The 22,409-nt window shown below is 72.0% G+C and carries 16 protein-coding genes; 5 read left to right on the top strand and 11 right to left on the bottom strand.

Annotation, left to right across the window (positions count from 1 at the left end):
• Position 1 precedes the first annotated feature (1 nt).
• Both A6A06_RS22815 and A6A06_RS22810 read left to right on the top strand, forming a co-directional pair.
• Positions 2–1,009 carry a 3-hydroxyacyl-CoA dehydrogenase family protein gene (locus A6A06_RS22815; protein ID WP_079194234.1) on the top strand — a complete coding sequence of 336 codons (1,008 nt, stop codon included), beginning with the start codon at positions 2–4 and terminating at the stop codon, positions 1,007–1,009.
• A 182-nt stretch (positions 1,010–1,191) separates the two neighbouring features.
• Positions 1,192–2,376 (top strand): acyl-CoA dehydrogenase family protein, encoded by a 1,185-nt coding sequence (locus A6A06_RS22810; RefSeq protein ID WP_073763102.1) that lies wholly within the window; start codon positions 1,192–1,194, stop codon positions 2,374–2,376.
• Positions 2,377–2,550: 174 nt separating this feature from the next.
• On the opposite strand, the gene A6A06_RS41970 is transcribed toward A6A06_RS22810, so the two are convergent.
• Both A6A06_RS41970 and hemC read right to left on the bottom strand, forming a co-directional pair.
• A complete protein-coding gene (locus tag A6A06_RS41970; protein ID WP_073763101.1) occupies positions 2,551–3,168 on the bottom strand; it encodes a hypothetical protein in 618 nt (205 codons plus the stop codon).
• Between the two features lie 129 nt (positions 3,169–3,297).
• Positions 3,298–4,233, bottom strand: coding sequence for a hydroxymethylbilane synthase (gene hemC, locus A6A06_RS22800; protein WP_073763317.1), 936 nt, complete (start codon positions 4,231–4,233; stop codon positions 3,298–3,300).
• Between the two features lie 476 nt (positions 4,234–4,709).
• On the opposite strand from hemC, the gene A6A06_RS22795 reads away from it, so the two are divergent.
• Positions 4,710–4,976, top strand: a complete 267-nt coding sequence (locus tag A6A06_RS22795; protein WP_073763100.1) for a hypothetical protein — start codon at positions 4,710–4,712, stop codon at positions 4,974–4,976.
• A 292-nt stretch (positions 4,977–5,268) separates the two neighbouring features.
• On the opposite strand, the gene A6A06_RS22790 is transcribed toward A6A06_RS22795, so the two are convergent.
• From A6A06_RS22790 to yczR, 7 genes are all read right to left on the bottom strand, one after another.
• Positions 5,269–5,718 carry a nitroreductase family deazaflavin-dependent oxidoreductase gene (locus tag A6A06_RS22790; RefSeq protein WP_073763099.1) on the bottom strand — a complete coding sequence of 150 codons (450 nt, stop codon included), beginning with the start codon at positions 5,716–5,718 and terminating at the stop codon, positions 5,269–5,271.
• A gap of 298 nt (positions 5,719–6,016) precedes the next feature.
• Positions 6,017–6,889 (bottom strand): ABC transporter permease, encoded by an 873-nt coding sequence (locus tag A6A06_RS22785; protein WP_073763098.1) that lies wholly within the window; start codon positions 6,887–6,889, stop codon positions 6,017–6,019.
• Positions 6,886–7,857, bottom strand: coding sequence for an ABC transporter ATP-binding protein (locus A6A06_RS22780; protein ID WP_073763097.1), 972 nt, complete (start codon positions 7,855–7,857; stop codon positions 6,886–6,888). The genes A6A06_RS22785 and A6A06_RS22780 overlap by 4 nt, the downstream gene beginning before the upstream one ends.
• Positions 7,854–8,267, bottom strand: coding sequence for a transcriptional regulator (locus A6A06_RS22775; RefSeq protein WP_073763096.1), 414 nt, complete (start codon positions 8,265–8,267; stop codon positions 7,854–7,856). The genes A6A06_RS22780 and A6A06_RS22775 overlap by 4 nt, the downstream gene beginning before the upstream one ends.
• Complete coding sequence (locus tag A6A06_RS22770) at positions 8,264–8,752, bottom strand: hypothetical protein (RefSeq protein WP_073763316.1); 489 nt, start codon at positions 8,750–8,752, stop codon at positions 8,264–8,266. Before A6A06_RS22770 ends, A6A06_RS22775 begins: the two co-directional genes overlap by 4 nt.
• A 271-nt stretch (positions 8,753–9,023) precedes the next feature.
• Entirely contained in the window at positions 9,024–9,431 is a 408-nt protein-coding gene (locus A6A06_RS22765; protein ID WP_073763095.1) for a RidA family protein, read from the bottom strand.
• Between the two features lie 212 nt (positions 9,432–9,643).
• A complete protein-coding gene (gene yczR / locus A6A06_RS22760; protein WP_073763094.1) occupies positions 9,644–11,131 on the bottom strand; it encodes a MocR-like transcription factor YczR in 1,488 nt (495 codons plus the stop codon).
• Positions 11,132–11,500: 369 nt separating this feature from the next.
• Between yczR and yczE the strand changes: the two genes are divergently transcribed.
• Together yczE and A6A06_RS22750 are read left to right on the top strand one after the other, a co-directional pair.
• Complete coding sequence (gene yczE / locus A6A06_RS22755; protein ID WP_073763093.1) at positions 11,501–12,112, top strand: membrane protein YczE; 612 nt, start codon at positions 11,501–11,503, stop codon at positions 12,110–12,112.
• 121 nt (positions 12,113–12,233) lie between these two features.
• Complete coding sequence (locus tag A6A06_RS22750) at positions 12,234–13,205, top strand: NADP-dependent oxidoreductase (RefSeq protein ID WP_073763092.1); 972 nt, start codon at positions 12,234–12,236, stop codon at positions 13,203–13,205.
• Between the two features lie 418 nt (positions 13,206–13,623).
• Here A6A06_RS22750 and A6A06_RS22745 read toward each other — a convergent pair whose 3' ends face one another.
• Positions 13,624–14,049 (bottom strand): cold-shock protein, encoded by a 426-nt coding sequence (locus tag A6A06_RS22745; RefSeq protein ID WP_073763091.1) that lies wholly within the window; start codon positions 14,047–14,049, stop codon positions 13,624–13,626.
• 405 nt (positions 14,050–14,454) lie between these two features.
• Positions 14,455–22,404, bottom strand: a complete 7,950-nt coding sequence (locus A6A06_RS22725; protein ID WP_199931072.1) for a non-ribosomal peptide synthetase — start codon at positions 22,402–22,404, stop codon at positions 14,455–14,457.
• Positions 22,405–22,409: the final 5 nt, after the last annotated feature.

The following is a 22,409-nucleotide window of genomic DNA, read 5'->3' as shown; positions in this document are numbered from 1 at the left end:
CATGTCACCCACCACGAATCCCCCCACGCACCCCTCCACGAATCTCACCAAGCACCACCACAGCCCCGCTGTTCCCTTCACCACCGTGGCCGTCGTCGGAGCGGGCACCATCGGTCTGTCCTGGGCCGCCCTGTTCGCCGCTCGCGGCCTGCGCGTGACCGTCACCGATCCGCGCGAGGACCTGGACACGACCGTCACCGAGGCACTGCCGATGCTCGCCGACGGGCTGCCCGGCAGCGATACCGGGGAGCTGCGCGGCCGTATCCGTACGACGCACGACCTGGCCGGGGCCGTCGCGGACGCGGACCTCGTACAGGAGAACGGCCCGGAGAACCTGGAGTTCAAGCAGCGGCTATTCGCCGACATCGCGCGGTACGCCCCCGCCGGGGCCGTGCTGGCCACGTCCAGCTCCGGCATCGTGGCCACCGCCATCGCCGCGCAGCTGCCAGCCGACAGCGCCGCACGGCTGCTGGTCGCGCATCCCTTCAATCCGCCGCACCTCGTCCCGCTGGTGGAGATCGTGCCCGGCGAACGCACCTCCGAAGAGACTGTCGAGGCCGTCACCGCCTTCTACCAAGCGCTGGGCAAGACTCCGGTACGGCTGCACAAGGAGCTGCCCGGATTCGCGGCCAACCGGCTGCAGAGCGCCGTCCTCCAGGAGGCGATGCACCTCGTACTCAGCGGCGTACTCGACGCCGGCGAGGTGGACACCGTGATGAAGGCGTCACTCGGCGGCCGGTACGCCGCCGTCGGCCCGTTCGAGAGTTTCCACCTCGGCGGCGGCCCCGGCGGCATCCGGCACATGATGGAACACCTCGGGCCGGGCCTCGTCGAGAGCTGGCAGCGCCTCGGCCACCCGGAGCTGGACGACGCCGCCACCGCCACGGTCGTCTCCCAGACCGAAGCCGCGTACGGGTACGGCCCCGGCGCCTACCGCGAGCGTGCCGCGCTGCGCGACCGCAAGCAGCTCGCCCTCAACGACGTACTGCGCCGGACCGACCGGAACTGACCCCGGAGCCACTGCCCCTGCCGCCTCCCCAAAGGACCGTGCGCCCCGGAGCCGTGCCCCTGAAGCCTCCCCCAAAGGGCCGCGCGCCTGGAGCCGTGCCCCCCTGAAGCCCTCAAGGGACCGCGCGCCCCGGAACCGTCCTCACGCACCACAGCGACAACCCGCACCACCAGGAGCACCCCATGCCCAAGCCCGCCAACCCCACCCCCGACTTCTTCGGTTTCGCCGACCTCCTCGACGACGGCGAGCGCGCCGAACTCGCCGCCATACGCGACTACCTGGAGGCGGAGATCAAGCCGCTGGCCAACGACGCCTGGGACCGGGCGGAGTTCCCCTTCGAGGCGGTCGGCAAGATCGCCAAGCTGGGCCTGGCCGGCTACCACTATCCCGAGTACGGTGACGGCCGCCCGCGCAGTGAGCTGTTCTCCGGCTTCCTCAACCTGGAACTCAACCGTGTCGACCCGTCCCTGGCGGTATTCGCCGGCGTACACAACGGCCTGGCGATGGGCAGCATCCACGGCGGCGGTGACCAGGAGCAGCGTGACCGCTGGCTGCCGGACATGGCCGCGATGCGGACCATCGGCGCCTTCGCCCTGACCGAGCCGGAAGGCGGCTCGGACGTCGCCGGCGGGATGCGCACCACGGCCCGGCGCGACGGCGACACCTGGGTCCTCAACGGCGCCAAGCGGTGGATCGGCAACGGCACCTTCGCCGACGTGGTCGTGGTCTGGGCCCGCGACACCGCCGACGGCAACGTCAAGGGATTCGTGGTCGGGAAGGGCACCCCCGGCTTCACCGCCACCAAGATCGAGGGCAAGATCGCACTGCGGACCGTGCAGAACGCCGACATCACGCTCGACCAGGTCCGGGTGCCCGAGGCCGACCGCCTCCAGCGGATCAACAGCTTCCGCGACACCGCCGCCGTCCTGGCGCGTACCCGTGGCGGAGTGGCCTGGCAGGCGCTGGGCGTGGCCGTACGCGCCTACGAACTCGCCCGCGAGTACGCCGTCGGGCGCGTGCAGTTCGGAAAGCCCATCGGCGCCTTCCAGATGATCCAGGACCTGCTGGTCAAGATACTCGGCAACGTCACCGCCATGTTCGGCATGGTCGTACGCCTCAACCAGCTCACCGCCGCGGGCCGGGCCGGCGCGGAACAGGCCGCGCTGGCCAAGGCATTCACCACGACCCGGATGCGCGAGTGCGTCGCCTGGGCGCGTGAACTCTTCGGCGGCAACGGCATCGTCCTCGACTACGAGATCGCGAGGTTCTTCGCCGACGCGGAGGCGGTCTACTCCTTCGAGGGCTCCCGCGAGATGAACACTCTCATCGTCGGCAAGTCCATCACCGGCCACAGCGCCTTCGCATAGGCGCCGGGCCGCGCACCACTCCCGCACGGCGGGAGCGACCGCGGCCGGCAGCCACCTGCTCCGGCGGTCCGTACGGGTACGGGCCGCCGGAACGGTGCTGTCGCGCGCGGTGCTGTCGTGTGCGGTGCTGTCGTGAGCGGTGACGTGGCGCGCGGTGGCGTCTCCCGGCCGCCGTCATTGGTCGGCGGCCGAGCCGGAGGCGGCGGGGGCACCGGAGGCGGCGGAAGGAACAGGGGCCGGGGAGCGGGCCGGGACCGGGGGCGGAAGGGGCGGCGCGGGGCGAGAGGCGGCGAGCCGTCCGGAGGCGACGGAGGCCGCGGATTTCATGCGTTCCTCGTCGTACTGCTTCCAGTCCGCGGGCGGCCAGGTCGCCTCGGGCGCCGCGAGCGACCGGTCGATGTGCTCCCGCAGCCCCTCCCCGAAGAACTCCGACACCTGCCGTACGAGCTTCAGCGCCTCGATGGTGCCGGAGCTGAGCGGCCTGGCCATGCGGTCGGTGCCGCCCGGAACACTGCGCGGGGCGGCATGCGCGTGGTTCCACGCCCGTAGCGCGTGGCTGTGCAGACCGGCACAGGCGTAACCGATCGCCAGGGCGATCCGCCGCACCGCGTCGTCGGCCCCGCGGGTCAGCTCACCGGCGCCGAGGAGTGTCTGATGAGGGCTGCCGGCCCCTTCGTTCCCGTCCGCCGTCCGCGGCGACAGCTTTTTCTCCTCGGCGTCGAGCAGCCGGTGCGCCCGTTCCATGACGGCCGCGACATAGGCCAGTTCCTCCAGGTCGATGGTCTGGGTCATGGAGATCCTCCCCTGCCGTGTGCGTACAACGGCACCGTAGGATCGGCCGACCTCATACATGACCCGATCCGCCAAAAGCAGACCCATTGGAGTTACGGACGGGCCCGCCCCGGTATGTCGATCGGTTCGTCAGTGCGCGATGGAATCGATGAGGTCGCGCGCGCCCTGGCGCAGCAGTGCGACGGCGACGGACGTGCCCAGGGTGGCCGGGTCGAGCGGTCCGGCCCACTCGTGGGCGTTCAGCACGGTCTTGCCGTCCGGGGTGAAGACGCAGGCACGCAGGGACAGTTCGCCGTTGCGCTCGGTCTTCGCGTAGCCGGCGATCGGCGAGTTGCAGTGCCCCTGGAGGACGTGCAGGAACATCCGTTCGGCGGTGGCCTCCCGGAGGGCGTCGCGGTCGCCCAGCGCACTGACCGCGTCAATGGTGGCGGCGTCGTCCTCGCGGCACTGGAGGGCCAGGATCCCGGCACCGATGGGCGGGCACATCGTCTCGGCCGACAGGATTTCGGTGATGACGTCGCCACGGCCGATGCGCTCCAGCCCGGACACGGCCAGCAGGAGGGCATCGGCGTCGCCCGCGTGGAGCTTCTCCAGGCGGCGGTTGGCGTTGCCGCGCATCGGTACGCAGGCGAGGTGCGGATGCGAGGCGGCGAGCTGCGCGACACGGCGTACGGAGGACGTGCCGATGCGCGTACCGTCGGGCAGTCGGTCGAGGGTGAGCCCGCCGGGGTGGATGAGGGCGTCGCGGATGTCGTCGCGTTCGAGGAAGGCCGCGAACGTCGTACCGGCGGGCAGTGGGCGGTCGGCGGGGATGTCCTTGACGCAGTGCACGGCGAGGTCCGCCTCCCCGGCCAGCAGCGCGGCGTCCACCTCCTTGGTGAAGGCGCCCTTTCCGCCGAGTCGGGACAGATCGCCCATCCAGCGGTCACCGGACGTCGTGACGGGCACGACCTCGGTACGGGTTCCGGGGTGCAGGGCGGCCAGTTCGGCCCGTACGCGGTCCACTTGGGCGAGCGCCATGGGCGAGGAACGCGACACGATACGGATCAGTTCAGGGGCGGGCATGGCGTACACCATAGGGCGTCGGAGCCGCGCCCCGGCCCGTCGGGCACTTGGACACGAGGGGGCGGCGGGCGCGGTCCTTGTGGCTCGATGATCGCTGGCCGCGGGTCGCAGGGCGCGGGGCGCAGGCCGGGGGGCACGGGGCGCAGATCGCTGGCCACTGGTCGCAGGCCGCGGGTCGCAGATCGCTGGTCGCTGGTCGCTGGTCGCTGGCCACTGGTCGCAGATCGCTGGTCGCTGGTCGCTGGTCGCTGGTCGCTGGTCGCTGGTCGCAGGCTGGGACGCCACCGTTCGCACTGATGAGCGGATTCTGTGCGCGCGCCCGCCTTGGAAGGCACCACGATGCTGGTGCTCCGTCAGGAGCGGGAGCAGGCCGCGGGGTGCCGTCACCCCGTTCGCCCCTTCCGGCGTGCGGACCGGCGAAGGCTGGGTCAAGGTCATCTCGTCAGGTCCACCCACCTCATCTTCAGGAGAGTCACATGCTTCGTAACGTCGCGATCACCCTCGCCGGTGTCACGGCGGCCGGTTTCCTGGCCGCCGGGCCCGCTGCCGCCGACTCGGGCGGCGGCGCCGCGGGCGGCGCGTACGGCTCCGGCGCCTACTCGTCCCAGAACACGCTCGGCGGCTACCGCCACTTCAGCGTCGGCGGCCCCTCGGGTGTCACCGCGACCGGCGCGGCCTACGCGCACAGCCAGGCGGGCGGCCAGTTCGACTACGGCCGCTACTTCAAGGCCGTCTGGCACTGACCCCACCCCCTCCGCACGTCGGCACCCCTACGGCTGCGCCCCGCGTCCGTTCCTCGGCGTGGGGGCGCGCAGGCACCGCCCGGGCTGTCGCCGACGGACCCGTGGCACCGACCGTCACCCTCCCCTTCGCGCACGTGTTCGAAAGCCCGTCACCGGGCATTTCGACGACGGCCGCTGCCACGCACCAGGTGTGCCCCCACGATCCCAGCACTCCGTGGCGGACGACGGAACGCAGACAGGTCGGCCCCCTGCCGGAACCCTCCGGCAGGGGGCCGCTCCGCGCCTGCCGTCGTCAGCTGTGGCTCTTGTCCGGGGTCTCCAGGACGAAGACCGGGATCTGGCGGTCGGTCTTCTGCTGGTAGTCGGCGTAGTCGGGATACGCCTCGACAGCGCGCCCCCACCACAGACCCTTCTCCTCGCCCGTCACCTCACGGGCCACCAGATCCGCGCGTACGGGGCCGTCCTGCAGCTCCACACGGGGGTCCGCCACGACGTTGTGATACCAGACGGGGTGCTTGGGAGCGCCGCCCACGGAGGCGACCACGGCGTAGGTGCCCTCGTGCTCCACCCGCATCAGCGGGGACTTGCGGATCTTGCCCGACTTGGCACCCCGGGTCGTCAGGACGACGACGGGCAGGCCCCGCATCGTCGTCCCCTTGGTCCCGCCGCTGCTCTCGTAAAGCTCGACCTGATCACGTACCCACTTCTCCGGGCTCGGCTCGTACTCGCCCTCAAGTGGCATGGCATCCATCCCATCGTCGCATCGTCGCTCGCCCGTACGGGCGTCGTGTCGTACGGTCCCGTCCGTGGCCCACCGGCCTGCCGACCTATCTGGACCGACCTGACCCTCCCTCAACACCGGGGACGTACGCAATCATCCCGCCGGGTGTCGTGGCTGGTAACAGGCATACGGACCGGGCTGCGGGCTGCGGGCTGCGGGCTGCGGGCTGCGGGCTGCGGGCTGCGGGCTGCGGACGGTCGCTTCGGCGGCTCGCTGGCCGGTACCGGCCAGCCGGCGAGGCCGTTCGGGTGTTTCCGCGCTACCGCGCCGGTACCTCCGCGCCGCCCATGGCCGCCTTGCGCTGGCGGCCCGCCAGCCGGGAGCCGGACTCCCGGCGGGTCGTCCTGCGCAGCAGCGGTACGGCGAGAAGGAAGCCGACGACGGCCCAGGCGGTGAGCACCAGGGCGACCGTGGGCAGTTGCCACGACCCCGACGTCTCCGCGGCGAGCGCGCTGTCCGGCAGCAACGCCGACCGCAGACCCTGCGCCATCCATTTGAGCGGGAAGACCGCGGCTATGTGCTGGACGATCTGAGGCATCCGGGCGAGCGGGATCATTGTCCCGGAGATCACGAGCAGCGCCATGGAGGGCAGCATGATCAGGGCGAGCGCCTCACGCGGGTTGGGCAGTACGGCGCCTATGGCCGCGCCGAGCGGTACGACCGCGAGCAGTCCGAGGCCGGTGACCCAGACCAGGGTGAGCCACTGCGCGGGACCGGCCGGCAACGGGCCGTCGGCCAGCACCGCACAGGCCGCGAGCAGGAGGACGAGGGTGCCGACGGCTATGCCGAGGATCAGCAGCGCCTTGGCCACAAGGTACGCCGGTATGCCGCCCGGTGTGGCCCGCAGCCGCAGCAGTGCGCCCTCTTCGCGTTCCGTGACGAGCATCTGCGGGACGTTCAGCACGCCGAGCTGGAAGAGCAGGTAGGCGGAGAACCCGGCGATCATCATGTGCCCCATCGGCAGTTCCGTACCGCGTACGGGGCTGCTGATGGTCACGGCCAGCACGACGGCCACCACGATGTTCATCAGATGGCCACTCAGCTCCTTCTTCGTACGCAGGAGCTGGCGCAGCTCGATGCTCCCGCGCCGGACCCCCGCCCGCAGGATTCGCTGCGGCCCCGTCCCCCTCATGCGGCACTGTCCTCTCGCTCCCCGGCATCCGCCGGGTGTCGGTTCTCGGCGTCGGCCGGGTGTCGGCCCTCGGCGTCCGCCGAATGTCGGTTCTTGGCATCCGCCGGGTGTCGGTTTTCGGCGTTCACCATGTGCAGGTAGGTGTCCTCCAGCGTCGGGCGGCGCACCTCCAGGTCGGCTATCGGTCCCCCGATGTCGCAGTGCAGCTCCCACACCAGCCGGGAGGGGTCGTCGGTACGCTCCCGGCGCGGGGTCCCGTCCTCGGCCGTCCAGCGCACCTCGGCCCGGGCCGCGGCCTGTCGGGCGAGCTCGGACGGAGTGCCGCTGACGCGTATCCGTCCGTCGACCAGCACGGCGATGCGGTCGGCGAGGCGCTCGGCCTCGGTGAGGTCATGGGTGGTGAGCAGGACCGTGACGCCCTCGTCGCGGGCGAGCTTCTCGACCAGGGCGTGGAAGACGTGCCGTGCCTCCGGATCGAAGCCTGTCGTGGGCTCGTCGAGGAAGAGCAGCTCGGGGCGGCCGACGATGCCGAGGGCGACGTCGAGGCGGCGACGCTGGCCGCCGGAGAGCCTGCTCACCTGCTGGTCCGCCTGCGCGGCCAGACCGACGAGTTCGAGCAGCGCGACCGGGTCGCGCGGGTCCGGGTAGTACTCGGCGAAGTGGCCCAGCAGTTCGCCCACCCGCCATCGGGGGTGATCGCGCCAGGACTGCAGGACGAGGCCGAGCCGTCCGCGCCAGGCGTCGTCGCCGCGCACCGGGTCCGTACCGAGGACGTGCACGTCACCGGACGTACGCCGGCGGAAGCCTTCGAGTATCTCGACGGTGGTGGTCTTCCCGGCGCCGTTCGGGCCGAGCAGGGCGAGGATTTCGCCGCGGTGGATGTCCAGGTCGACGCCTTGCAGCACTTCGCTGGAGCCGTAGGACATGCGCAGGTCGCGGACCCGCACCACGGGCTCGGGCGGGGTCATCGGCGGGCCTCCGTACGCATCGGCTGTGACCTCGCCGGATCGGCGCCCGCGGAGCCGGTGCGGGCCGGCGCCGCATCGGACGGGGGCGCCGCGGTGCCCCCGGGAGCCGGGCCGGTGGCCGCTCCCTCGACGATCGCCCGCAACGCCGCCACATGCCCCTCGAACGCGGTCCGCCCTCGGTCGGTGAGCCGTACCTTGGTACGGCGTTTGCGCCCGCCACCCTCTTTCTGGATCTCCAGGTACTCAGCCTCCTCCAGTGTGTGCAGCTGTTTGGAGAGCGCCGAGTCGCTGAGCGAGAGGCTGTCCCGGATGAACGGGAAGTCGGCCCATTCGGTGGCGGCCAGCAGCGCGACCACCGACAGCCGGGTGGACGGGTGGATCAGTTCGTCGAACCCGGTGGGGGTGCTCATCGACGGCTCCCGTCGTAGCTGCGCATCGGAGCGAAGGCCCATCGGTTGGCGGGTGCGGTGACCAGCAGGAAGAAGCCCGCGCACAGGGTGGCCTGCACCAGGCTGCCGAACGGCAGCCGGGCCCACTCCACGAGCCGGGCGGTGACCGCGACGCTCGCCCCGCCCAGGGCGGCGGCCGCTATGATCACGGCGGTCACGCGCCAGGTATAGCGCGAACGGTGCAGCCGCACCCGCGACTTGCGGGAGGAGCGCACCCCCATGATGCCCAGCACCCCCACATACGCCGCCAGCTCCACCCAGAGGCACCACCGGGGCAGGTCGAGCCCGCTGACGGCCAGATAGACCCACATGGCGGCCGCGATCGGCAGGTACGCCCGCCGTCCCGTCGCGGTGCAGCGCTCCAGTTCGTCGTAGACCCGCTCCTGCGGGACGCGGATCCTCTGCAGGTCCGCCCATGCGCGCTCGGCGTCCACCGGTGTGCTCATGCACATCGCCTCCCCAAGACTCTGACGTGCCGAATCTCCGGCGGATCACTTCCCCGACCGCCAGCTTTCCCACTAGGAAAGTTAGCGCAGACTTTCCCGCTGGGCAAGTCAAAAATGGCGTCGCCGGTGGATGACGGCGTGAGCGTGGGGCGCTCGCCGGGAGGCGCGCGCCGGGGCACGCACGCTCAGCCGACACCGGGGCACGCACGCTCGGCCGGTACCGGGCATGCGCGCTTAACCGGCATCGGTCTGCCCGCGGGGACCGGTCCCGTCAGTCGATCACCGCTACGGCTTCGACCTCGACGAGGTGATCGGGTACGTCCAGTGCCGCGACGCCCAGCAGCGTGGCCGGCGCCAGCGGGGTGGTTCCCAGCTTCGCGGCCGCCCGCGTGATCCCCTCCAGGAGCAGGGGCATCTTGTCGGGGGTCCAGTCGACGACGTGGACGGTCAGTTTCGCCACGTCGTCGAAGGAACCTCCCGCTCCGGCCAGGACGGTGCCGATGTTCACGTAACACTGCTCGACCTGGGCGGCCAGGTCGCCTTCGCCGACCGTGGTGCCTTCGGCGTCCCAGGCGACCTGCCCGGCGACGAAGACCAGTTTCGCCCCGGTGGCGATCGACACCTGCCGGTAGACGTCGACCTTCGGCAGTCCGTCGGGGTTCATCAGGGTGATGGCCATGCTGTCCGCCTCCTCGACCGGCGGGCCCGCGGGCCCGCCGCCACCGGACCAGGACGCTCCCGGTCTCCCGTGGTTACTCGGGAACCGTAGGAGAGTGACCGCTGACGTGGAAGGACGCACTTTTCGGTGACGGGGGAACCTGATGGTTACCCAGCAGCTCAAGGGCGCACGGCACCTCGTCGTCCTGCTCGCGGAGCCGGGAGGGGACGGGCTCAGGCGACCCAGTGCGGGCGGCGGGTGGTGGACGAGGGCGTGAGCCCGTCCGCGAGCGCCGCGGCCATGCGGTGTACGGCCTCGCGGAGGGTTTCGGGAGAGGTCGTGTAGGGGATGCGGAGGCGTTGTTCGAAGATGCCCGGGTCGGTGGCGAAGTAGGCACCGCCCTCGATCCGTACCCCGAAGTCCAGCGCCCGGTCGGCCAGCGCCGCGGCGAGCGGCTCACCCAGATCGACCCACAGGGACAGGCCGCCGGGCGGCAGTTGCCAGGTCCAGTGCGGGAGGTGCTCGCTCAACGCGGCGGTGAGAGCGGCGCGCTGAGCGCGCATCTGGTCCAGGCGTGACGGCAGCAGTTCCGCGGAGCGGTCCAGCAGGTCCAGGGCCAGGAGCTGGTCCAGGACCGAGCCGCCCATGTCGGTGGCGACCCGCTGGCCGGCGAGTTCGGTGACGAGCCGGGCGGGCGCGCGCAGCCAGCCGATGCGCAGGCCCGCCCAGTGGGTCTTGCTCATCGAACCGGTGGTGATGACCTGGCCGGTGCCGCCGGGGGCGGCGAGGGAGGCGAAGGGCGGCGGGGCGGGGACGTCGAGGGCGAGGTCGGTCAGGGTCTCGTCGACGACCAGCCAGGTCCCGGTGCGCTGTGCGGCGCGCAGGATGCGGGCACGCTGGTCCGGGGGCATGAGGCAGCCGGTCGGATTGTGGAAGTCGGGGATGAGGTAGGCCAGTTGCGGTACGGACTGGCGCAGGGACGACGCGACGATCTCGGTGTCCCAGCCTGCGTCGGTCACGGGCACCGGCACGGTCCGCAGCCGGGCGCGCCGCAAAGCCTCCAGGGCGTTCGGGTAGGACGGGTTCTCGACCATGGCCCGGTCGCCGGGGCGGCACAGCAGTCCCAGGACGAGCGTGAGCGCGTGCTGGGCTCCGGAGGTCACCAGGATCTGTTCGGGCACGGTGGCCAGGCCTCGCCGGGTGAAGCGTTCGGCGATGGCGGCGCGCAGTTCCGGCAGGCCGTACGGGTGGTATCCGGGGGTGTCGACATGCTCGGCCAGCTGCGGGGAGACCCGGGCGAGGGCGTCGGTGAGCATCCGGTGCGGCAGTGCGGGGGCGGCTCTGGCCAGGTCGATCGCGGTGTCCCGGGGGCCGAGGAGCCGTGTGACGCCCCGGGGGGTGCGGCCTTCGGGCAGGGCCGTCCAGGTGCCGGAGCCCTGGCGGCTGTGCGCGTAACCGCTCTCGCGCAGCAGGTCGTAGACGGCGGTGACGGTGGCGCGGCTGGTGTTGAGGGCCGTGGCGAGTTCACGTTCGGCGGGGAGCCGGACGTGCAGCGCGATGCGCCCGTCCAGGATCAGCGCGCTGATCGCCTGTGCCAGGTGGCGGTAGGCGGGTCTGGCTCCCGACGGGTCGGGCAGCAGCGCGGCCAGTTGCCTGCTTCCCAGCGTACGGTCCATGCTCCCTGCCCTGTTGACGGTCCGGGGCGGTTTCGTGTCCGCCATGCCGCTCCCTTCGCACCGCCGCGCCGCTCGGACCTGTGAGTGCCCTGCCGCGCCCTGCTGACTGGCCATACCACTCCCCCGATATTGGCCATGTTCTGCCAGCCAATCACTGTACAGAGTCACCTCAATGGCCTCGCGGGCACGCGGGCGCAGCACACGAGGAACGGTGGAGGCGGCCGGGACATGCAGCACGAACACACGGAAACGGATGGCGACGAGCGCGCGGGACGGCGTCTGCACGAAGGGCAGCGTCCGCACGGAGGACGCCCTCCACACGAGGAGCGGCGTCCGGCGCGCTCGTCCCCCGGGTCCCGAACGCGCTCGTTCCCCGGGTCCCGGACGGGCTCGCCCCCGCCCTCCCTCACCTACGTGCCCCTCGGCGAGCGTCCGCTGAGGCGCCTGCCCCAGTTGTTCACCGGCCTGGCCCTGTACGGATTCAGTCTGTCGGTCATGGTCAGGGCTTCGCTGGGCGTCAATCCGTGGAGCGTCCTGTACGAGGGGCTGGCGCGCCACACGTCGCTGAGCTTCGGCACGATCAGCGCCGTCGTCGGTGTGCTCGTGCTGCTGCTGTGGATCCCGCTCCGACAGCGGCCCGCGTTCGGCACCGCGGCCAACATCGTCGTCCTGGCGTGCGCGTCCGACCTCGGCCTCCTGCTCCTCCCCCAGCACCTGGGCCTGCCCGCGCGGATCGGGCTGCTCGTCGGCGGCGTCCTCCTGAACGGTCTGTCCGTCGCCGTCTATGTGGGCGCGCGTTACGGACCCGGCCCCCGGGACGGCCTGATGACCGGCATGTCGGCCGCGACCGGACGTTCGCTCCGTTCCGTCCGCACGCTGATCGAGGTCGCCGTGCTGGCCGTGGGCTGGCTGCTGGGCGGGAGTGTGGGGGCCGGCACCGTGCTGTACGCCCTCGCGGTCGGGCCGGTCACCCAGTTCTTCCTGCCCCGGTGCGCCTACAGGAGCGCGGCCGAAGCCCTGGGGTGAAGGCCGCGGGGTGACGGAGGTGTCTGAACGCCCGTTCACTCCCATTCCGGTACTTTCCGTACGGCGATGATCCACCGATCCAGCCGTGCCCGTACGGCCCGGCACCTCCAGGAGATACGGCATGAGCAGCGAACCGACCATGCGCACGATCACCCAGGACTCCCTCGGCGGCCCCGAGGTGCTGTACCTGACCCGGGTGCCCCGGCCGGTGCCGCTGCCCACCGAGGTGCTCGTACGGGTGCACTCCGCCGGAGTGAACCCGGTCGACTGGAAGACCCGTCAGGGCGGCGGTATGGCGGGGGTCCTCGGAGAGCCGCCGTTCACCGTGGGCTGGGACGTCAGCGGTGTCGTGGAGGAGGTCGGTTTCGGTGTGCACACGGTCGAGGCGGGCGACGAGGTCTACGGGATGCCGTGGTTCCCGCGGCAGGCCGGTGCGTACGGCGAGTACGTGACCGCGCCGTCCCGGCAGTTCGCCCGCAAGCCCGCCACGCTCGATCACGACCACGCGGCCGCCGTGCCGCTGGCCGCGCTCACGGCCTGGCAGGCCCTGGTGGACGCGACGCGGGTCGAGGCGGGCCGGCGGGTGCTGATCCACGCGGCGGCGGGCGGCGTCGGTCACTTCGCGGTGCAGTTCGCCAAGTACTTGGGCGCGCACGTCATCGGTACGGCACGGGCCGCCAAGCACAACTGGCTGCGCTCACTCGGGGCCGATGAACTGGTCGACTACACGAAGGACCGTTTCGAGGAGAAGGTGCGCGACGTCGATGTCGTCATCGACCTGGTGGGGGACGAACACGACGCGACGAGCACCCGTTCGCTGCGTACGCTGCGGTCCGGCGGCATCCTCATCGCCGTCCCCTCCGGGGCCTCGCCCGATCTGATGGAGACCGCTCGCGCCCAGGGGCTGCGGGCGAGCGGGTTTCTGGTGGAGCCGGACGGCGCGGCGCTCACCCGTATCGGCGGTCTCATCGACGAGGGGACGGTGTCGGTGGAGGTCGAGGACGTACTGCCGCTGGCCGAGGCCGCCGAGGCGCACGACCGGGGCCAGGAGGGCCGCACGCGGGGGAAGCTGGTGCTGCGCGTGGCGCCCTGAGATCACTCGTCGCCGAGGGGCCGAACGGGTGACCGGCATTCCCGGTGCGGATTTCGGCGGGAAATCTTCCGTCAGTCGGCGGTGCGGGAATTGCGGAGGCCGGTGGAGGAGCGCGTCACCTTGCTGGTGGACGTGCCTGGGCGCACGGGAAAACCGTTGGGTCGGCGGCGGCGTCGGCATTCGAATCGGCCGGTGCCGTCGCTGCCGACGTCAGTCCGTCGATCGGTCCGGCCACCCGGCCATCCGTCAGGGTGATCGCCGACTGCCGCCCGTACGGCTCACGGGGAAAGCCGCCGACGGCGATGTGCACCTCACCGGTTCTCCGCTGCCTGTCGTGCAGGCAGCGTTACGGAGAGCGTGGAGCCGGTGGTCCGCGGCAGGTGAAGTCCGACGGTCCTGGCCTTGGGCCGGAAACGTCTTACGCGTCGACCCATTCGTGGGACTGGGCCTGCTTCAGAAGACGCTGGCGGGCCTGCAGGATCTGCTCGCCGGTCATGCTCGGCACGCCGGTGACCAGCAGTTCGGTCACCTCGTCGAGGAATTCCTGGGCGGAGAGGGTGTCGCACAGGACACCGTCCTCGAAATTCCCGTCGTGCGCCCCGCTCTGGGCGCGGTGCACGCCGCCGGAGCGGCCGGGGGCGCCTTCGAGGAAACGCACTTCGGACGCCTTGGGGCCCCGGTCGCCCTCGTCCACCAGGAATTCGACCTTGACGCCGGGGGCCATCAGGCCCTTGTCGAATTCCAGGTCGTTCACATGCACGAAGACGTCTTCTCCGCCGTCGTCCGGGACGACGAATCCGTAGCCGCGTACCTCGTCGAACCGAATGACCTTGCCCGAAACCATCACTGTGCCCCAAACCCCAATTCCACAACTGCCCACACATTCCGCACCCCGTCGCCGTCGTCCCGGCGGCGCGCCGTTCCCGCCGGCCGCACCGGCAGAGGCTGTCGCCGAAGGCGAAGACGATTCGCTGGATGTCCCGCCCATACTATTGCCGAGCGGCGGCGGAACGTCCAGCCCGACGCCCGCCCCCGCGTGGCACCGGCGTACGCGGGTGGCCCGCGGGGCGGCGTCGACCGTCGGTACGGTTCCGACCCGTCGATACGACTCCGACCCGTCGGTACGACTCCGACCCGTCGATACGGTTCCAGCCCGTCGCAACGTCAGCGACCCATCGGTACGGCGCCGCCTCGACGGACCCGCGCCGTACCGACGGTCCCACGCCGTACCGACGGAGGACGCGGCGGATCAGTCGGCCAGGGCGGCCCGTACCTCCTCGGTGAGCAGGGCCACGTAGTCGCCGGTCCAGCGCTCGATCGTGGTGTGGTCCCACAGGTCGGCCGAGTACTCGACGTATCCGGTCAGCGTGTCGCCCGCCGGGACGAGACCGAAGTTGAACTCCGTGCGGGAGGCCGGAACGGCCAGGTCCTCGACCGCGGTGTCCAGGCCGGGCAGTTCGATGTCCGTCTCCAGCGAGTTCTGGTACTGGAATCCGAACGGCACGTGGTCCGGTACCTCGACCCCCGTCTCCTCGCGCAGCGGTGCGGCGAGCCTGCGCAGCGGCATGATGTGGTCGATGCCCCCGATCGAGGTGTGCGCGACCTGGCGGACGAGATCGGAGAAGGTCGCGGCCCCGTCGAGCCGGATGCGCAGCGGGAAGCCCACGGCTGTGCAGGCGACCAGCGACTCGAAGGCGCGGCGTTCACGGTTGGCGTAGGACACGTTGACGACGAGTTCGGACCGCCCGGAGAGCTTGCCGGCCAGCCGGCCCAGGGCCGCGGCGGTGACGGCGTACGGCGTCGTGCCGCATTTCCTGGCCAGCCGTTCCACGTCGGCGCGTACATCGGCGCCCACGGAGAAGAGCGCGACGCGTCCCTGCCCGCTCAGGGTGTCCGGGCGCGGCCGGTCCAGGGGCAGTGCGTGCTGGAAGGGCGCCCCTTCCAGTTCCCCGGCCCAGTACTTCAGGATGCGCCGGTCGGTCTTCTCCGTGGTGGTTTCCTGCTGCCAGCGCGCGTACTCGGTCGGCTGCGGCACCGTACTGCTCAGAGTGTGGGGCACTCCGGTCACCGCGGCTCCGTAGAGGGCGGCGAAGTCGCTCAGCAGGATGCTGACGGCCCAGCCGTCGCAGGTGGAGTGGTGCAGCAGGAAGAACAGCACCCAGGTCGCCGGGCCGGTGCGCACCAGCCGGAGTTTTGGTGCCACGCCTTCGGCGAGGTCGAACCGGGTGTCCGCGACCTGTGCGCTGATCCGCCCGATCTCGTCGTCCGTGTCCCGGGCGGCGTCCGCCGCTCCGGCGGGCCCGGTCGTGGCGCTCTCCCGGATGGTCAGGTCTTCGACCTGGAGGCCGACCGGTCGCGGCCGGAGGATTTCCTGCCACCACTGCTCGCCCTCCTTCACGTACCGGGTACGCAGGGATGCGTGGCGGGCGGTGAGCTGGGTGAGTGCGGTACGCAGCGCCGTCAGGTCCAGTTCGCCGTTGAGTGTGATGCGCAGGGCGACGTTGTAGACCTGTGGCAGGGCGTGGCGGTGGTGCCAGTCGATGAAGCCCCGCTGCTGGAGGGTGGCCGGGGCCCGGTCGGCCACGACGGCCACGTCGGTGGCGTCAGTGGCGTCAGTGGCGTCAGTGGCGTCAGTGGCGTCGGCGCCGGTGTCCTCGGAGGAGTTGGCTGGTTCCGTGTCACCGGCGAGGTATGCCGCCATGGCCCGTACCGTCGGCTCCTGGTAGAAGCGCACCATCGGGTACTCCTGGCCGAACACCTCCCGGGCGCGGTTGACCAGCCGGATCGCGGCGATCGAGTGACCGCCGAGGTCGAAGAAGGAAGTGTCGGGGCCGATCGCGTCGGCCGTGAGGTCGAAGGCGTCCGCCCACAGGGCCCGCAGGCGGTGTTCGAGCTGGACGCGGAGACCGGCACCCGGCCCGTCGGCCGAAGGGGCGACGGGCGCTGCCAGCCGGGTCCCCCGCTCGTTCTTTCCGGGAGCCGACGCGGAGTGCGCTGCGTGCGCAGAGTGTGCGGCATGTGCGGAGTGTGCGGCATGCGCAGAGTGTGCGGCCGTGACGATCGCGGGGTCCGGCAGTGCGGCGCGCTCCAGTTTGCCGTTGCCCGCGAGCGGCAGTGCGGTGAGGATGGCCCAGGACCGCGGTACGAGGTACTCCGGCAGCCGGGACGCGAGTTCGCGGGCCAGCCCGTCGGCGTACGACTGGCGGCCGGTCGCGGTGGTCGTGCGGCTCGCGTCCTGGTCCGACGGTACGGCGTAGGCGGCGAGGTAGGAATCGCCGCGGCTGTCGCGGCGGGCCAGTACGGCGGCCTCGCGCACGCCGTCCAGACCGTTCAGCGCACGGGCCGTCTCTTCCGGTTCGACCCGGTATCCACGGACCTTCACCTGGTCGTCGACGCGCCCCCGGAATTCCAGCGCCCCGTCCTCGGTCCACCGCACCAGGTCACCGGTGCGGTAGTAGGCGGGCCCGGGCGCCGGCACGTCCTTCCCGGATGCCTCGTACGCGCCGACCGCGTACCCGCCGACCACGCCCGCACCGGATACGGCCCCTCCCGCACCAGGTACGAACCCTCCCGTACCCGGTCCGTCCCTTCCCACGCCAGGTGCCGTACCGAGCGGATCCGGGCCGAAACGTTCCTCCCCCGACGCGGGCACGCCGAGGTAGCCACGGGCCACGCCCGGCCCGCCGACGTACAGCTCCCCCACCGCGCCGATCGGCACCGGCGCACCCGACGCGTCGAGGACCCGCAGCCGCGCGTTGTCGACGGGACGGCCGATCGGGATCGGCGCCGACCCGGTCGCGGGCGTGCGCGGACCGACGGTCTCGGTGGTGCACAGCACGGTGGTCTCGGTCGGCCCGTACACGTTGACCGTCTCGTACGCCACGTCCGGGTGCGGCCGGGTGCGCATCACATCGCCGCCCAGCAGCAGGTGGCGCAGCGGCGGCTGTTCGGCGGGCGGCAGGGTGAGCAGCGCTTCGCCCAGGGCGGTGGGCAGGATCGAGAAGGTCACGTGCTGCTGCGCGTACCAGCGGGCCAGTGCTGCCGTGTCCGTTCGGACGGTGTCGTCGGCGATGACGACGGACGCTCCCGCGGTCAGCGCGGGCCAGATTTCCAGGACCGAGGCGTCGAAGCTCTGGCTGCACACCAGCGCGCTGCGGTCGGCCGAGGTGAAGGCGAAGCGCTTGTGGTGCCACTGGCAGAGATCGACCACGCTGCGGTGGGGCACCGCGACGCCCTTGGGCGTGCCTGTGCTGCCGGAGGTGTAGATGACGTAGCACAGGGAGTCGGGGCCGGCGGCGTCCGGCAGCGGCTTCTTCGCGTCTCTCGTGTGCTGCGTACGCCCGGTGGTGCGGCTGCCGTCGGCGGTGACGTCGACGACGGCCAGGCCGTCGGGCAGGTCCGGCAGGTCGGCCTGGGAGCCGGTGCTCAGCAGGAGGCGAGCGCCGCATTCCGCGATCACCGTGCCGGCCCGGACCCGTCCCAGCGACGGGTCCAGGGGCACATAGGCCCGGCCGGACTTGAGCACCGCGAGCATGGCCACGACAAGGTCGGTCGAGCGGGGCAGCCACAGGGCCACCACGTCGTCCGCACCGTCGGCGGTCGCTGCCGCCGTGGTCCCGGACCGCTCGCGGATGACGGCGGCCAGTTGTTCGGCCCGCGCGTCCAGGTCGCGGTAGCTGAGGTGTTCCTCGCCGTGGTGGACGGCGGTGCGGTACGGGGCTTCCGCCGCGCGCCGGGCGACGAGTTCGTGGACGGTGGCCCGCACCACCGGACGGGCCGGGCCCTGCTGCCATGCGGCGGGCACCGGGCGCGCGGGCCCGGCCGTCACGGCGTGGTCCGCCGGCGGCCGTGTCTTCGTGGTGCCGAGGCGGGACAGCGGTGTCCCCGGTTCCCGTACGGCCGCTTCGAGCAGGTCCCGGAAGGTGCGGAAGAAGCCGTCCACGGTGCCCGCGTCGAACAGGTCGGTGTTGTACTCCAGGTGGCAGCGGATGCCTTCGGGCTGGTCGGTGAAGTACACGGCGAGGTCCGTGAGGGCCTTGTCGGGGCCCGCGTCGATCACGGTGGCCCGGACGCCGGGCAGGTCGAAGCGGAACGGATCGCTGCTCTCGAACTCGGCGAGCACCTGGAAGACCGGCGTGCGGTCGGTGGTACGCGCCGGGGCCAGCTCCCGCACCACCGCCTCGAAGGGCACGTTCGCGTGGTCGTACGCGTCCAGGGCGACACCCCGCACCCGGTCGAGGAACGCGCCGAACTCCGGGTCGCCCGACAGGTCGAAGCGGAGCGCGAGCGTGTTGACGAAGAAGCCGAGCAGGTTCTCGGTGCCCTGGGGGCGGTCCGACATCGGGGTGCCGACGACGATGTCCGGCCGGCCGGTGACCCGGTGGAGCATCGCGGTGAAACCGGCGAGCAGCGTCATGAAGAGGGTGCCGCGCCGCTGCCTGCTCAGGTCCCGCAGCCGTGCGGACAGCTCCGGGTCGAGCCGGTGGAAGACGGCCCGCCCGTTGGACGACATGGCCGCGGGGCGCGGGCGGTCGCAGGGCAGATCCAGTACGGGGAGTTCGCCGCCGAGCGTGTCGAGCCAGTACGCCAGGTCCGCGGAGTGCGCGGGGTCGTCCAGCGTACGGAGCTGGGCGCGGGCGTGGTCGGCATAGGTGCCGGTCAGCGCGGGGAGTTCCGGGCCGCAACCGTCGTGTGCGGCCCGGTAGAGGGCGGACAGGTCGCGGGCCAGGACGGTGGCGGAGGCGGCGTCCACGACGATGTGGTGCAGGGAGAAGACCAGGACGTGCCGCTCCTTCCCCAGCTTGACCAGCCGGGTGACGAACAGCGGCCCGTTGACGAGGTCGAAGCGCCGCGCGCTCTCCTCCGCCAGGACCGCGCGGATCGTGGCGTCCTCGCCCGCGGTGCCCGCGCCCGTACGGTCGAGCACCGCGAAGTCCGGTGCGGACGGCGGCCGGACGAGCTGGCAGGGCTCGTCGTCGATCTCGCGGAAGACGGTCCGCAGCCCCTCGTGCCGCGCCACCAGCTCGCGCAGCGCCGTACGCAGCGCGGGGACGTCGAGCGGGCCGTCGAGTCGGATGGCCTTGGTCTCGTTGTAGGCGGTACGGCCGGGCAGCATCCGTTCGAGGAACCAGATGCGCTGCTGCCCCGGTGAGAGGGGGGCGGCGCTCTCGCGTGCGGGCTCCCGGGCCGCTGCCGGGGCGGACGGCGCGGACACGCGGGCGCTCGCGCCCGGCGCGTGGTAGCGGCGGCGCAGCGCGTCGACGTGGGTGAGGCCGGTACGCAGCGCGTCGGGCCGCACGCCGAAGTCGACGAGCGAGACGATCTCGTCGGCGCCTGCCGCGCTCACCGCGTCCACCACGGGGGCGACGGTGGCGGGTGTGCCGATGAGCGCCCGCTGGTCGCAGTAGCGGTCGTAGGCGCGGCGGAAGAGGACGTCGAGGTCGTCCTCGCTGAGCGCGGACAGGTCGACGTTGTGGCCGAGGCTGTTGGCGACGTTGCCGAACAGGGAGAGCGAGGCGCGCATGTAACGCGACAGGGGCTCGTACGCCTCGGCGCGCGCCGTGCGGTGATCGTCCGCGAGGTAGGTGTGCAGGAGGACGGCGACCCGTCCGGCGTCCGGGTCGAGGCCGTTCTCGGCGCGGGTGCGGCGGTACAGCGCGATGTTCTCGGCGAGTTGCTCGACGCTCTGGGTCATCAGGTTGGTGACCACGCCGACGTCGTGCCGGGCGGCGGCCTCGTACGACGCGGGGTTGCCGACCACCGCCGTGTACATGGGCGGTGCGGCCTGGACCGGGCGCGGGAACAGGCGCACCTCGGTCTCGCCGTCGCCGCCGGTGCGCCGTACGGGCTCGCCGCGCCAGAGGCGGCGGACCTGCTCCACCTGCTCGTACATCAGCTCCTTGTGGCGGCCGAAGCGGTCGGGGAAGAAGACGAAGTCGTTGGCGTGCCAGCCGCTCGCGCAGCCGATGCCGACCCGGCCGCCGGAGAGGTTGTCGGCCATCGACCACTCCTCCGCGACCCGGACCGGGTCGTGCAGGGGCAGGACGACGGAGCCCGCGTTGAGGCGGATGTGCCGGGTCTCGCGGGCGAGGGCCGCGGCGAGCACGACGGGGTTGGGGAACAGCCCGCCGAAGGAGTGGAAGTGCCGCTCCGGCATCCAGAGGGCGTGGAATCCGTGCTGGTCGGCGAAGCGGGCGGTTTCCAGGATGTGGTCGTACTTGCCGTGCGCGGCGGCCGGGGAGCCTGCTGCGGCTCCTGCTCCGGATGCGGCTTCGGAAGCGGTTTCGGAAGCGGTTTCGTCCTGGGGGTAGTCGCCGAAGAAGTAGATGCTGAAGTCGGGGGCGCGGCGGTCGGCCGAAGCGGTCACGGCGGGCGCCGGGCGCGGCTCGGCGGCGGGCGCCGGCACGGTGTCCACGGGCGCCGGTGGGGTGGTGGCACGGGCGGCGGCCGCGTTCCAGGCCACCCCCTGGGGCGTGGCCGCCACGCGGGTCCGCGGTCCGGCCTGTGGCGCCGAGGGCTGCGCGACTGCCCGCACCGCCGTCGGCAGCGGATTCGGCCCCGCCGTCGGCACCGCCGTCGGCAGCGATTTCGGCAGCCGCTTCGGCCCGCCGGGGAAGAATCCCGCCGTACGCAGTTCGCGCAGCGACCCGCGGACGGCGTCGGCGATGAACTCGATGTCCCCGTCGGAGTGAGCGGTCGACAGGAAGAAGTTGCGCCATTCCCAGACGTGCACCCCGCGCAGCATGAGGTGGTGGTACAGCAGTTCCATGTCCGCGCGGTGCTCGAAGCGGAACTGGGAGCCGAAGTGGCTCATCCGCAGCGGAAACTCCTCGTCCTCGAAGAAGCGGTTCAGCGAGTCCGCCAGTTCGCCGGTACGGGCGTTCAGCCGGTCCTGGAGCCGCGGGCTGTGCTCCTTCAGATGCGTCAGCACGGCGCGGGCGGCGACCATCGACACCGGGTGCTGGATGTACGTACCGCCGAAGAAGGTGGTGTCGGCGGGCGGGTAGCTGGCGTCCCCGTACTGCCAGAAACCGCCGTCCACACCGTTCATGATGTCCGCCCGGCCCGCGATGGCGCCGATCGGGAATCCGCCGCCGAGCAGCTTCCCGTACGTCGCGAGGTCCGGGCTGACGCCGTACAGCTCCTGGGCGCCGCGCGGCGCCGGACGGAAGCCCGTCAGCATCTCGTCGAACATCAGCACGATGCCGTGGCGGCGGGTCAGTTCGCGCAGCTGCCGCACGAAGGCGGCCGGGCGCAGCGACGGGTGGCGGCTCTGTACGGGTTCGACGATGACCGCGGCGATGTCGTCCGCGTGCTCCGCGACGACCTCCAGGCTCGCGTCGCTGCCGTAGTCCAGGACCAGCAGGTCGGCGACGCTGCTGGACGGGATGCCGGAGGAGACGGGGACGGTGACCCGGTCGGCGCCGGTGCCGGTGGAGCGGCCCAGGACGTTGTCGGCGTGGCCGTGGTAGGCGCCGTGGAAGGTGACGATGCGGCGGCGGCCGGTGGCGGCGCGGGCGAGCCGGATCGCGGCGGAGTTCGCCTCCGTACCGGAGTTGGCGAACGCCACCCGCTCCATGCCGGTCAGTTCCGCCAGCAGTTCGGCGGCCTCGCCGGTCTCGGCATTGCGGGGGCCGAGCTGGATGCCGCGGGAGAGGTGTTCGCGGACGGCCTCGCTCACGAACTCCGGTTCGTGGCCGAAGAGGAGCACACCGAAGCCCATGGTGATGTCGACATAGCGGTTTCCGTCGACGTCTTCCAGCCAGGAGCCGCTCGCCCGGCGTCCGGCGATCGGGTACAGCATCTCCTTCGTCCTGCTGCGGAACCCGACGACGGCCCGGCTGTCGGCGAGCACACGGCGGTACCGCTGGGCGAGCTCCTTCGACGTGGCGGTCTTGGCCGTGTAGCGGCGCACCAGGTCGTCGAGGTGTGCCTGCTGGGAGGCCGGGGCGGACCCGCCGACCATGCCGGAGGCGCGGGAGACGGTCACCCGGGGGCCGTGCACGCGCTGCCGCCGTTCGGCCGCCGGCTCGCGGCCGGACTCGGCGTCCTCCGGCCGTGCGGGGGCCGGTCCCCCGTCGGCCGCCGGCTGCTCCGCGGTACCGGCCGCGGCCTCGATCCGCTGCGCGATGCGCCGGGAGAGGTCGGCCATGGCGGCCAGGTCCTGGTCCACCGCGGCGGCCGCGCTCAACGCGGTCATGCCCG

The sequence above is a fragment of the Streptomyces sp. CB02923 genome (assembly GCF_001905005.1).
Lineage (GTDB): Bacteria > Actinomycetota > Actinomycetes > Streptomycetales > Streptomycetaceae > Streptomyces.
Note: the sequence above shows the minus strand (reverse complement) of the source record. Positions and strands in the feature narration are given on the sequence as shown.